A 12,283-nucleotide genomic window follows, 5' to 3' on the forward strand; every position below is an offset into this window, starting at 1 on the left:
AATAAAAAGGCTTTCTGACGCAGGCAGGGGGCAACAGGGCCATATTGCTAATATATCATTAGGCCAGCGGGGCCAGCATATCCAGCCCGGTAGCAACCGGCAGCCCGCACATGAGGTTTGCGTTGGCCATGGCCTGACCGGATGCGCCCCTGCACAGATTGTCGATGGCGGAAACGATGATGAGCCGCCCTGTACGGGGGTCTACCACAAGACCAAGGTCGCAGAACATGCTGCCGCGCACAAAACGGGTTTCCGGCAGCGCCCCCTTGGGCAGAATGCGAATCCACGGGCTGTGTTCCCACGTGCGGGTAAAGGCCTCGCGCACTTCGTCCAGACTGGTGGCGGGGTTTTTGAGCTTTGTGTAGATGGTGGACAAAATGCCCCTGTTGGTGGGCAAGATGTGCGTGTTGAACGAAACCCGCATGTCGTGGCCCGCCAGCAGGCTGAGTTCCTGCTCGATTTCCGGCGTATGGCGGTGCGTGGGCAGGCCGTAGGCGCGGAAATTGTCGGAAATTTCGCAGAACAGCGTAGGCACGGCCGCCTTGCGGCCAGCGCCCGTGGCCCCGGATTTGGCGTCCACCACGATGTCGTCGGTATGTACGAGATCGTTCTTGATGGCGGCGTACAGGCCCAGAATCACCGAGGTGGGGTAACAACCGGGGTTGGCGATAAGCTTGGCGCCTGCGATTTCAGCGGCATACAGTTCGGGCAGGCCGTACACGGCCTTGTGCAGCAGATCAGTGCACACATGCTCGCGCTTGTACCATGCGGCATAGGTTTCAGGGTCGCGCAGGCGGAAATCCGCAGAGAGGTCAACAACCTTCACCCCGGCGCGCAGCAGCATTTCAGCCATGTCCATGGCTGTGCCTGCGGGCACGGCAAGAAAGACCACATCGCACTGACGGGCGGCTTCCTGCGGGTCAAAAACGCTGATGACCACATCCGCGCCGGGCATGTGGTTCAGAAAAGGATAGAAATCCCCCAGCCGCTTGCCGGATTCCGCCCGCGAACAGGCCATGGTAAGCTGCATGGAAGGATGGCTCACGAGAAGCCGCGTCAGCTCCATGCCCGCGTAGCCGGTAATGCCCACCAGACCCACATTGATTGTCTTCATGCCGCCGATCCTTTGGAAACTATGGTCGATAGTAGTGACGGAGCCGCGCCGCGCAGACGGCAGATTGCCGCTGGCCGTGCCGCACCGCAGTGCCCTAAGCTTTTTTTGACTGACAGGCGCAGTCCGGGCCGCACTTCATCACGAACTTCATGCGCAGCTCGTAGAGGATGCTTTCCAGCAGTTTTTGCTCCTGTTCTTCCAGTCCGTTTTCGGTCTTGGCGCGCAGCATTTCCAGCACGTCAATGCTGTGCTTTGCCAGCGGCAGGCTTGTTTCCGTACCGCCGGTTTCGGGATTGGGCACTTCGCCCAGATGCACCAGAGCCGATGACGCCAGGGAAATAATAAAGGTCGAAAACGTCACTTCCGGCATGGGGCCATCGGCCTTGCAGCCGCAGTTATTGTCACTCATGGCGACCTCGTGGCACGTAAACGGTTACGGTAACAGCAGTTTGCGCCAAATGCTTGCGTTCAACATACAAGCTTTTACCGCCAGCGCAAGAGCTTGCGCCCTAGCTGTGGATCAGCGGCAGCGGCTCGCCGGGTTTGCCCGCCAGGGCCATGCGATAAGCGGCCAGCGCTTCTTCAAGATAGTCACGCGAGCCGCAGTGTCCACCCGCTTCAATGATGCCCCGGTTAAGGGCATGCAGCCCGGCCACAAGATCGGCCCAGTCCACCCAGCCCATATGGCCTATGCGCACCATGCGGCCCTTCATGTGATCCTGACCGCCAGCCATGCAGACACCGTAGTTGTCCATGGCGATGCGCAGCACCTCGGTGCCGTCAACGCCCGCAGGCAGCATGACACTGGTGATGCCCCAGGCAAAGTGGGTTTTGGCGTAAAGCTCAAGGCCCATGGCGGCAACGCCCGCGCGGGCCAGCATGGTCAGCGCCCACTGCTTGGCGTAAATGGCTTCAAGCCCGTTTTCCAGCAGCATTTCAAGACTTTCGTCCAGGCCGACCACAAGGTTCACCGCGGAGGTGAACAATGTCTGCCCTTGGGCGATCTTGGCCCTTTCCTTGGGCAGATTGAAATAGAAGCAGCCGGGCGTGACGCTTTCGGCCCTTTTCCATGCGCGGGGCGAGAGCGCCAGCAGCGCTAGGCCGGGGGGCAGCATGAGGCCTTTTTGCGAGCCGGTGACAAGGCAGTCGATGCCCCACTGGTCCATGGGGCAGGGCGCGAGGCTCACGGCAGAGATGCCGTCCACCAACAGCAGGGTGTCGGTATCGCGCGTGATGCGGGCCACTTCTTCCACAGGGTGCAGGACGCCGGTGGAGGTTTCGGAGTGCTGGATAAGCACAGCCGCGATGCCCGGATCGGCCTTGAGGGCCGTTGCCACGGCCTGCGGGTCAACGGCTTCGCCCCACGGCACTTCAAGAGTGGTGACTTCAAGCCCGCGTGAAACCGCGATTTCGCGCCAGCGCTGACCAAACTTGCCGCCCTCGACCACCAGTACCCGCTGGCCGGGGGTAAACAGACTGTACACCGCCGCCGTCATGGCGCCCGTGCCGGAACAGGAAAGGGGCAGAACCACATCGTCCGTGCCGAACAGCACGCGCAGGCGCTCCTGAACCCGGCCCATCACGGCCTTGAATTCGCTTTTGCGGTGGTGGATCATGTCTTTGGCAAGCACAAGACGTACGCGCTCCGGCAGAGGCGTGGGGCCAGGGGTGAGCAGGCGGACTTTGTTCAGCATGTCAAATCCTTCTAGTTACGCGCCCACTTGGGCGATAAAGCACTTCAGATAGGCCGTTTCGGGCATGGCGGCGTGGATGGGATGATCCGGCCCCTGGCCCCCGGCAAAAAGAATACGGGCATGCAGTTTGCGCTTGGCGGCGGCCTGCGTCAAGCAAGCGCGCAAAGACTGCGTTTCAAGATGGTGTGAACAGGACGAGGTGGCAAGTATGCCCCCCGGAGCGAGCAATTGCACTGCCAGATCATTGGCCTGCTTGTAGGCCGCCAGCCCGAGGGCCGCGTCCTTGCGGCGCTTGATGAAGGCCGGGGGATCAAGGCTGATGGCCTGAAAACGTCGGCCCTCGTCGCGCATCTGGCGCAGCAGGTCAAAGGCGTCGCCGCACAGGGTCTGGGCTTCGCAGCCGGGAGCGTTGGCCTTGGCGTTTTCTTCCGCAAAGGCGAGCGCCTGGGCCGAGGCATCCACAAAGGTGACGGAGCGCGCGCCCGCAGCCGCAGCGGTAACGCCGAACCCGCCAACATAGCTGAAAATATCCAGCACATCGGCATCCTTGGCATAGCGCGCCAGTTCCGCCCTGTTGGGGCGCTGGTCGTAAAACCAGCCGGTTTTCTGGCCTGTGGCGCAGGGCGCGAAAAAGCGGCAGCCGTTTTCCGGTACTTCCAGCCTTTCGGGCAATTGCCCTTCGCTCTGTTGCTCGCGGGAGAGGTTTTCAAGCCCGCGCGCGGCAAGGTCATTGGCCCAGAGAATGGACGTGGGATGCAGCAGCGTGTGCAGGGCGGCTGTGAGCGCTTCACGCCTATGCTCCATGCCCGCAGTGGTGACCTGCACGGTCAGGTGGTCGCCGTAGCGGTCAATGATCAGACCGGGCAAAAAATCACCCTCGCCGTGGCAAAGCCGATACCAGGGGCCAGGGTAGAGGCGCTGGCGCAGGGCCAGTGCCGATTCCAACCTTTGGGCCAGCAGGGCTTCGTCCAGTTCCACATCGGGCTTGCGGCTGTGCAGGCGGGCGCAGATAAGCGAAGCCGGATTGACGTACACGCTGCCAAGAGGCGCGCCGCGCCAGTCGCACAGAGTTGCGGCTTCGCCGGGGGCAAAGTCGGTAAGCGGGCTTTGTTTTACGTCCACCTCATTGGCGAAAATCCAGAGGTGCCCGGCGCGCAGACGCCGATCTTCATTTTTTTTGAGACAGAGTTTGCGCATATGTTACTTTCCCGCTGCTTCGGCGGGGGTGGATGTTGTGGCGGTTTGCGCCGCAAGGGCGTTGATCTGTTCTTCCAGGGTTTTCTGGCCGGGAACCGCAGTGCAGGTAAAGAGCGCGCCGGGGTCGTTCAGGGCGGCCAGTATTTGCAGAATGCCTATGCGCTGGCCTTTGGCGCTGGCGGCTTCAAGCTGGCCGGGGCGTTGCACAAAGGTCAGCAGGGCCTGACGGATGGCGTTGTTCTGCGGGGTGGGGGCGAGATCCAGCCCCTTGTCCAGGGTCTGGTGCAGGGCCGTGGCCGCTGCGCGCCCATCGTGGGAAAGATTGAGGCCAACCCAGGCCAGCGCGCCGTGATCCTTCACGGCGAGGTGCAGATCGCTGAAGCTTTGCATCAGCAACGCCTGCTCGCTGGTGCTGATGATTCCGGCATCGTACAGGGTGAACGAACAGTCCACGTCCGCGAGGCCTTCGGCCTTGATGGACATTGTTTTTTTGTGCGAGGCAGTGCTCAGGCCAAGGCTTTCAAAGGTCATGCTGGCCTTGAGCGCGGGCATGGCAAGGCCGGAAGCCTCCTCAAGCAGGCTTTTGGAGGCCGCAAGATCGCGGATAAAGCTGGTTGTGTGGCGCGGCGAGTTGGAAAGCCAGTCAAAACCCACGCTGCCAACAGTCACGCTGCCGTTTTCCACGGCAAAGGTCATGCCCGAGGCGCGCACCTGCCGCACAAGGGGCGGGTCGGCAGCCAGAATTTCTTCCACAACCGGGGCAAGGGCCTTAACGGCTGCGTCCATGTCGCTTTCGCTCATGGCAGCTGTGTCCATAAGGCGGTGCAGCAGGCCCAGCTCCGGCAGGGTGAGGCCGTTGGCTTCAAAGCTCGCCATGCGCATGCTCTCGTGCCCATCGAGACGGCTCTGCATGTCTTCGATGCGCATATGCTCAACGGAAGCGCCGTCCCATCCCTTGATCAGCGATTCTTTAATGGTCAGTTGAGCCAGGCCTTCCTTGCCGGGAAGGCTCACGCTCAGAAAAAAGCTGTGCGCCTTGTCCGCACCCATGAGGTATGTGGCGGCCAGCGCGTCAATGGGTGCTCCGTCAAGAAAACGGGCCACCAGCTCGCTCTGGCTGCGCAGTTCGTCAATTTCTTCACGCTGCACCGAGCCACGGGCCTCGGGCGTGCGTAGGGCCAGATTGCGCAGCACGATGTTCTCGGCCACGGGCATCATGCCCACATCCTTCAGCACCATGGGCCGCAAGGGGGTGTAGGCCAGCAGCATGCGCATGGGAATGCGGAGCGAAACCTCCGCCACTTCATACGCAAGTGGCCCTTGGGGCGTTTCGCCGCGCAGGCGCAGGCCGTACAGGGTCAGGGTACGCGACAGGGGCGAAAATTCCACCCTATCCACCGCAGCCTGCGTGGATATGCCGTCGCCGGAGATGCCGATGCTCTGGATGCCCCTCTGCACCTGTCCCTCCACCAGAGGGCTCAGGCCGAAAAACAAGCCCAGAAAACCCGCCGCGATCAGAATAACCACGGCGGCTGGCAAATATGCTTTTTTCATTCAGTTTTCTCCAGCTTCAAAACTTCAGCGGCCAAATCGCAGTTGCAGGCATGCGTCGCGCACCGCAGGTATTCAGCCGATTTTGCTAAAATGTGTCCAGGCAAGGGCTGTGGCCCACATGCACTTTAATCCACCCGGTGATGGCAGCCAATACTTACCTTGTTACGCAACGCGGCCTGCGTGATGATGTACGAGGTCTGCGAGCCGTGGAAAAGATCCACCAGCCGCCGCGATATGCGCGTGCGCTTGTAAAAGTCGTGGATATGCCGCACAAGGTCGCGCATGTCTTCAAAGGCGCGGCGCAGGCGCGCTTCAGTGCGGGCAATGCCCACATAGTTCCACATGGTATTGCGGATGTTTGTCCAGTCCTGAGCCACAAGGGCGGGGTCGTCCCTGCGTTCATCGCCTTCGTGTTTCCAGTCGGGGATGGCGGCGGCCAGAGCCTTGGGCAGGCCGCTTTCGGCTACAACGCGGTGGGCCAGATCCTTGCCGCTGCTCACGCCCCATACCAATGCCTCAAGCAGGGAGGTGCTGGCAAGACGGTTGGCCCCGTGCAGGCCGGTGCAGGCGCATTCGCCGATGGCGTAGAGCCCGTGCAGCGAGGTGCGGCCATGCACGTCAGTGAGCACGCCGCCGCAGAAGTAGTGGGCGGCAGGCACCACGGGAATGGGTTCCTTGAGGATGTCGATGCCGGCCTCGCGGCACTTTTCGTATACGGTAGGAAAGCGCGTGGGCACATCCTGCTCCACGCCGCTCACGTCCAGATACAGGCAGGGCGCGCCGGTGTGCAGCATTTCGTCCATCATGGCCTGGGCCACCACATCACGCGGGGCCAGATCGCCCCTGGGGTCGTGATCAAGCATGAAAGCGCGGCCCTTGCTGTCAAGCAGACGCGCGCCTTCGCCGCGCATGGCCTCGGTAATGAGCGAGCGGCGGTTGCTGCGTTCTTCGTACAGCGCGGTTGGGTGGAACTGCATGAACTCGAGGTTGGCAAGGTCAACGCCAGCGCGAAAGGCCATGGACATGCCAGTACCCACGCAGCCGGGCGCGTTGGTGGAGTGCAGAAATACCTGCCCCACGCCGCCGGTGGCAAGCACTGTCCAGTCTGCGAGGATGGTTTCCGTTTCGCCGGTTTCTTCATTGAGCACGTACGCGCCGAGGCAGCGGTTGCGCACCTCGTAGCGGTACTGCGAGGCCTTGGCGTGGTGGTGGCTGCTTAGAAGATCGATGGCGGCGCGACGGTGCAGCCGCGTGATGCGCGGGTGGGCCAGCACCTGGGCGGTGAGGCCTTCCATGATGGCCCGGCCCGAAAAATCGGCGCAGTGCAGAATGCGCTGGGTGGAGTGCCCGCCCTCGCGCGTGAGGTTGAACGTGCCGTCCTCATTGCGGTCAAAGGGAACCTGGGCGCGCTTGATGAGCACCTCATCCACGCACTGCGGGCCTTGCGCGCACAGAAAACTGACGGCTTTGTTGTAATTATAATTGTGCCCTGCAACCAGAATGTCCTTTTCCAGAGCTGGCGCGTCCGAGGGATACTCTGGCGTGGGATTTGCCTGATAGATGATGCCGCCCTGGGCAAGCTCGGAGTTGCCGTCAGCCAGCCTGTCTCCGGCGTTGAGCAGGAGGACGTCACAGCCGGAATCGGCAAGGGTCAGTGCAGCGGTGCATCCGGCAACGCCCGAGCCGATGATCAGCACGGGCACATGACGGCGAATAGAATTCACGGCGCAAACCTCAGTTACCGCAAGCTTCAAGCATGCGGGTTAGGGAGAGACGGGCGGGGGGGCAGAGGTTCTCCTCAATGTGCAGAGGCGAGGCTGCTCCGGCGGCTACGCTTTGCAGCGTGGCCAGAAGCTTCTTTTCCGTAACCTTGGCCATGTTGCCGCAAATGGCATGCCCAAGCGGCAGAATGCGGCATTGGCCCGCATGGCGCTCAGCCAGACGGTACACAAGGTTGTTTTCCGTGCCGACAATAAGGGTCGTGCCCGGTTCTTCGGCGGCTACGCGGGCCGCCTCCTTGATGAGATATGACGTAGAACCTGCGCCATCGCAGGCTTCAATGACTTCCTGCCTGCATTCGGGGTGGGCGATGACGCGGCAGCCGGGGTATTCGGCGCGGATGGCTTCCACATCATCGGGTTCAAAACGCGCGTGGATGGCGCAACAACCGGGCCAGAGCAGCAGCTTGCGGTCAAGGGGCTGGGTTTCTGGCTGTACCAGCCCCGCAGCGCCCACGCGCAGCACATGGCGTTCGTCCTGGCTGATGCCCAAAGCTTCGGCGGTATTGTTGCCCAGATGTCTGTCGGGCAGAAAGAGCACGCCGTCGCCCTGATCCAGCGCCCAGCGCAGCATGATTTTGGCATTGGCCGATGTGCAGACCGCACCGCCAAATTCGCCCACCACGGCCTTGAGGGCCAGATCTGTGTTGACGTATGCCAGCGGAATAATCTTGCGGCCTGTGGCTGCGAGCTGCTCCAGTACCTTGCGGGCCAGGGGGGCCGGGGTCATGCGCGACATGAGGCAGTCTGCGTCCAGGCTGGGCAGATGCACGCTCTGGCCGGGCTTTGCCAGCAGGGCGGCGGATTCACCCATAAAATAGACGCCGCAAAAAACAATGTGGGCCGCGTCAATGCCGGGAACGCGGCGGGCAAGCTCCAGCGAATCGCCGGTGATGTCGCAGTGGCGCACCACGTTATCGTTCTGGTAGTGGTGCCCCATTATACACAGATCCGCGCCAAGCTGTTTTTTCAGGGATGCGATTGCAGCGCTTGTGTCTTGCATGTCAGGTTCCTCAGCAGGCAGTATGAAAAAAGAAGTGGCAAATGCGGAATTTTGTTCCGGTGATGTCACTGTGTTGTCGCAATGTCGCCGTATGGTTACCGCCGTGGGTCAGCGTGTTGTTTCCACGGCTGGCGGTTTGCGGTGTGCGGAAGTATGGCAGCAGAACGCGGGCATGGCTGTTGCTGCGGCTACACTGCCAGCAGGGTCATGCTGAAATCTGCCGACACTGCGGAATGGGTCAGACGCCCCACAGAAATAAAATCGGGCCTGCGCGGCTCGGTGAGCGCAAGGGCGCGGATGGTATCCAGCCGCACGCCGCCGCTCACTTCCGTTTCGATGGAGCGGGGCACAAGGGCGAGAGCCTCGGAAAGGCGCTGGCCGTCCATGTTGTCCATCATGATGCGGTCAGCCTTGGCGGCTACCGCTTCGCGCACATGGTCAAGGGTTCGGCACTCCACCTCGATGGGCGGGCAGGGCGCGTAATGCGCGCGCAGCTTGGCAACCGCCGCGGTGATGGAACCTGCGGCGTCGATGTGGTTGTCTTTGAGCATGAGCATTTCGGTCAGGTTTTTGCGGTGGTTGTGCCCACCGCCCGCCTGAACGGCGTATTTCTCGACCCAGCGCAGACCGGGAGTGGTTTTGCGGGTATCGAGCAGACGCACGCCAGTGCCTTCCAGTTCTCGCACATAGCGGGCTGTGAGGTTGGCGATGCCCGAAAGATGGGTGATGAAGTTCAGAATGACGCGTTCGGCCTTGAGCATGGCCGTGGCCGGGGCCGTGATGTGCGCAACCTCTGTCATTGAGGGCACGGAGGCGGCTTCCATGACCAGCGCGCGCCACGTAAAAGGCGCGCCGATGCTTTTGAAAACAGCACCGATAACGGGCAGGCCCACAACCAGGGTGTCTTCCTTGGCGCGGATAACGGCGTTCATGGAGGATTCTGGGGCAAAAAGCCCCAGAGCGGTCATTTCAGGGCCGTCTTCCTCAAGAGCGAGATCGATGGATTTTTGGAGTAGCCGCTGACCTTCGGGAGAGAAAAATGCGGCCCAGGGCGTGAACATTGCGCTTGTCCCCATTTCTTGCACGTGCTAAGTGGAAACTCGCCCGTCAGGGCGCGCTCTGCACACGCTGCAAGACTGTAAATATGGCCCGATTGCGGCGGTTGCCCAATACGGGTGTGGTGTAATAGATAGAATGCCCCGTGTTTCGCGTCAAGCTGCCGGGACTTCATGAGTTTTTTCACAAGCATGACGTGCTGGTGACAATCAGGCATTTTTTGCTTAACAGTCGGCAGTGTTTTGCGGCTGCCCCGGCTATTGGCCGTGGTGGGGCTTTGCCGCTCCTTGTTGCAGGGTTGCGCCTTGGGCGCGACCATTCCACTTTGGCTACAGACTGGATTAGAGGCGCGCCATGGCAGATCAGCACAACGACAAATTCCGTACCGATCCTGCGGAACAGCCCGGCAGCGCGCAGCCTCCTGTAGTACCTCCCCATCCTTCGTCTGAAAAAGACACCCTGCCCCCGGACGCGGCCTCTCTGCTGACTGCGGAGCGCCCCGATGCCCATGATGAAGATTTTGCCGCGGAATACGCCGATGCCGAGTTTGTGCATCCGGCTGACATGGCCGACCATCTGGAGAATCTGAGTCTCGAAAAGCAGGTCAGCACCCTGAGCCGCATGTCCAAGGAGGACGCCGCCGAGGCGTTGGCCGAACTGGACGAGAATATGGCCGTGGACGTGCTGGAAAATCTGGACGACGACGTAGCCGCCCAGATTATCGCCGAGATGTCGCCTGACGACGCCGCCGACGTGCTGGACGAACTGGACGAGGATCACCGCGACGCCCTGCTGGAAAAGCTCGACCGCGAAGATTCGGAAGAATTGCGCAACCTGCTCAATTTTGATCCGGATTCTGCGGGCGGTGTCATGAACACCGAGCTTATTCTGCTGGAAAAGAATTTCACGGCAGACGAAGCTATCGCCCATATCCGCAGTGAAATGGAAGACAAGGAAAGCCCCTACTACGCCTATGTGGTGGACGAACATCAGGTGCTTGTGGGCGTGCTTTCTTTGCGCGACCTCATGCTGGCGCGGCCCGGCACCATCGTGGGCGACGCGGTTTCGGGCCAGAGCGTTGTCAGCGTCACCTACGATACGGACGAGCGCGAAGTGGCAAGCCTGCTTTCGCACTACAATTTTATGGCCATGCCCGTTGTGGACAACGAGGGGCATATCCTCGGCGTAGTTACCTATGACGACATCATGGACATCATGCACGAAGAAGCCAGCGCCGACATGCTGGGCATGGTGGGCGCCGACCCGGAAGAAAGCGTGGATACCCCCTGGCTTGAGAGTGTGCGCAAGCGCCTGCCCTGGCTGTTTGTGAACATGATAAATTCCGCCTTGTCGGCCTCTGTGGTCTATATGTTTGAGGGGTCCATCGCCCAGATGGCCGTGCTGGCCGTGCTCATGCCCATGGTGGCCAATCAGGCGGGCAATACGGGGCAGCAGGCTCTGGCGGTGATGATCCGCCAGTTGGCCACAGACCGTTTTGACCAGAAAAAAGCCTGGATGGCCGTGGTGCGCGAGGGCAAGATCGGTCTTGTCACCGGTATGGCCATGGCTGTGGTGGCCCTTTTCGCTGCATGGTGGTTCACGGGCCTGCCCATGGTGGGCGCTGTCATGGGCGGGGCTCTCTTGTGCGACATGCTTTTGGGTGCTGTGGCTGGCGGCTCCATTCCGCTTATTTTTCGGGCGCTGGGGCGTGACCCCGCGCAGGCTTCAAGCATTTTTCTCACTACCATCACCGATGGCGCAGGCTTTTTTATCTTTTTGGGCCTGGCCTCTCTGTTCATTTTATAAAAAATTTGTCACCCTTGGTCTGTTTGAGGGATCATGCCCCTGCAACGGCGCGGCTGTTACAGGGCAACCTTGCGTTGCCCCGTGTGCTGCATCATAGCCGCTGCGGCTTTCTTGCCGCGCGACCTGGGCATGGAGGCCTTCCGGCTTTGTCCCCCATTGCCGGAGTCAACGCCAACAGCCGCCACAGGGGAAGCGGGCCGAAACATCAGCTGCGAGAGCCGCAAAGCCGTGCCAATGGGTGATATTCCGGGCGAGGTCTGCCGCATTTTGCTGGTGGACGATCACAAGCTGCTTATGGAAGGCGTGCGCAGTTTGCTTGCGCCTTACGGGCATCTGCGCGTTGTGGGCATGGCCCAGAATGGAGGCGAGGCTGTGGCGCTGGCGGCATCCCTGCAACCGCATCTGCTGGTGCTTGATCTTGGCATGCCCGGCATGAACGGTCTTGAAACCGGGCGCGCCGTGCTTGAGGTGCGGCCACAGACGCGCATTTTGGTCTATACAGGGCATGAAGATCAGCGCTGGCTGCCGGAGCTTATTGATCTGGGCATCATGGGGCATGTGCGCAAGTCTGAATCGCCCGGCGTGCTGCTGCGAGCCATTGAAAGTGTGCGCGCGGGCGAGATTTATCTGAGTTTTTCCGATCCGGGCGGGCGTGTGGCGGCCATGCTGCGTCAGCGGCGCGAGGCTGCCGATACGGCGAATGCCGATGCCGGGGCTGATCTGGGGGCGCTTTCGCCCCGCGAGAAAGAGATTTTTCGTTTGCTGGCTGACGGCATGAGCGTCAAGAGCATAGCTGCGGAGCTGTATATCAGCCCCAAGACGGTGGAAACCCACAAGTACAATCTGCTTACCAAGTTGCAGGCAGGCTCTGTGGGGGATTTGGTCAAGATTGCCATCCGGCATGGTCTTGTAAAGGTGTAGGGGAAAGGCAGGAGAGGCAGAGAAAATTTTTGGTGGCGGGGTGAGCCTGTCGAGCGCATTTACGCAAACCCGTCTTTTTTGGCCGGACTGCGTTAAAGTCCTGTTTTTGATGCTCACGTACACGAGTACGCTGCGCTCAAAAGCAGGATTTTTCCTTGTC

General features: G+C 61.0%; 10 protein-coding genes. 2 read left to right on the forward strand and 8 right to left on the reverse strand.

Translation table 11 applies throughout. The annotated features are described in order from the left end of the window. Positions 1–58: 58 nt before the first annotated feature. From argC to nadC, 8 genes are all read right to left on the reverse strand, one after another. Complete coding sequence (gene argC, locus RDK48_RS12270) at positions 59–1,114, reverse strand: N-acetyl-gamma-glutamyl-phosphate reductase (RefSeq protein WP_298992506.1); 1,056 nt, start codon at positions 1,112–1,114, stop codon at positions 59–61. Between the two features lie 94 nt (positions 1,115–1,208). Then, positions 1,209–1,523, reverse strand: coding sequence for a DUF1844 domain-containing protein (locus RDK48_RS12275; protein WP_298992509.1), 315 nt, complete (start codon positions 1,521–1,523; stop codon positions 1,209–1,211). 100 nt (positions 1,524–1,623) lie between these two features. Further along, positions 1,624–2,808 carry an alanine--glyoxylate aminotransferase family protein gene (locus RDK48_RS12280; RefSeq protein WP_291443921.1) on the reverse strand — a complete coding sequence of 395 codons (1,185 nt, stop codon included), beginning with the start codon at positions 2,806–2,808 and terminating at the stop codon, positions 1,624–1,626. Between the two features lie 15 nt (positions 2,809–2,823). Beyond that, positions 2,824–4,005 (reverse strand): class I SAM-dependent rRNA methyltransferase, encoded by a 1,182-nt coding sequence (locus RDK48_RS12285; protein WP_298992513.1) that lies wholly within the window; start codon positions 4,003–4,005, stop codon positions 2,824–2,826. 3 nt (positions 4,006–4,008) lie between these two features. After that, a complete protein-coding gene (locus tag RDK48_RS12290) occupies positions 4,009–5,559 on the reverse strand; it encodes a hypothetical protein (protein WP_298992515.1) in 1,551 nt (516 codons plus the stop codon). Positions 5,560–5,684: 125 nt separating this feature from the next. Beyond that, entirely contained in the window at positions 5,685–7,283 is a 1,599-nt protein-coding gene (gene nadB, locus RDK48_RS12295; RefSeq protein WP_298992518.1) for an L-aspartate oxidase, read from the reverse strand. A 10-nt stretch (positions 7,284–7,293) separates the two neighbouring features. Then, positions 7,294–8,340 carry a quinolinate synthase NadA gene (nadA, locus tag RDK48_RS12300; RefSeq protein WP_298992521.1) on the reverse strand — a complete coding sequence of 349 codons (1,047 nt, stop codon included), beginning with the start codon at positions 8,338–8,340 and terminating at the stop codon, positions 7,294–7,296. A 188-nt stretch (positions 8,341–8,528) separates the two neighbouring features. Beyond that, positions 8,529–9,401, reverse strand: coding sequence for a carboxylating nicotinate-nucleotide diphosphorylase (nadC, locus tag RDK48_RS12305; RefSeq protein WP_298992524.1), 873 nt, complete (start codon positions 9,399–9,401; stop codon positions 8,529–8,531). 349 nt (positions 9,402–9,750) lie between these two features. Here nadC and mgtE point away from each other — a divergent pair, with 349 nt between their 5' ends. Further along, entirely contained in the window at positions 9,751–11,202 is a 1,452-nt protein-coding gene (gene mgtE / locus RDK48_RS12310; protein ID WP_298992527.1) for a magnesium transporter, read from the forward strand. 33 nt (positions 11,203–11,235) lie between these two features. Then, positions 11,236–12,123 carry a response regulator transcription factor gene (locus RDK48_RS12315; protein WP_298992530.1) on the forward strand — a complete coding sequence of 296 codons (888 nt, stop codon included), beginning with the start codon at positions 11,236–11,238 and terminating at the stop codon, positions 12,121–12,123. Positions 12,124–12,283: the final 160 nt, after the last annotated feature.

The sequence above is a fragment of the uncultured Desulfovibrio sp. genome (assembly GCF_902477725.1).
Taxonomy (GTDB): domain Bacteria; phylum Desulfobacterota; class Desulfovibrionia; order Desulfovibrionales; family Desulfovibrionaceae; genus Desulfovibrio.

Bases quoted from the DNA above. Each gene is read 5' to 3' on its own strand.
- RDK48_RS12315 (WP_298992530.1), top strand. From the start codon at position 11,236: ATGCCCCTGCAACGGCGCGGCTGTTACAGGGCAACCTTGCGTTGCCCC.
- RDK48_RS12275 (WP_298992509.1), bottom strand. From the start codon at position 1,523: ATGAGTGACAATAACTGCGGCTGCAAGGCCGATGGCCCCATGCCGGAA.
- RDK48_RS12280 (WP_291443921.1), bottom strand. From the start codon at position 2,808: ATGCTGAACAAAGTCCGCCTGCTCACCCCTGGCCCCACGCCTCTGCCG.
- RDK48_RS12290 (WP_298992515.1), bottom strand. From the start codon at position 5,559: ATGAAAAAAGCATATTTGCCAGCCGCCGTGGTTATTCTGATCGCGGCG.
- RDK48_RS12285 (WP_298992513.1), bottom strand. From the start codon at position 4,005: ATGCGCAAACTCTGTCTCAAAAAAAATGAAGATCGGCGTCTGCGCGCC.
- nadA (WP_298992521.1), bottom strand. From the start codon at position 8,340: ATGCAAGACACAAGCGCTGCAATCGCATCCCTGAAAAAACAGCTTGGC.
- mgtE (WP_298992527.1), top strand. From the start codon at position 9,751: ATGGCAGATCAGCACAACGACAAATTCCGTACCGATCCTGCGGAACAG.
- nadC (WP_298992524.1), bottom strand. From the start codon at position 9,401: ATGTTCACGCCCTGGGCCGCATTTTTCTCTCCCGAAGGTCAGCGGCTA.
- argC (WP_298992506.1), bottom strand. From the start codon at position 1,114: ATGAAGACAATCAATGTGGGTCTGGTGGGCATTACCGGCTACGCGGGC.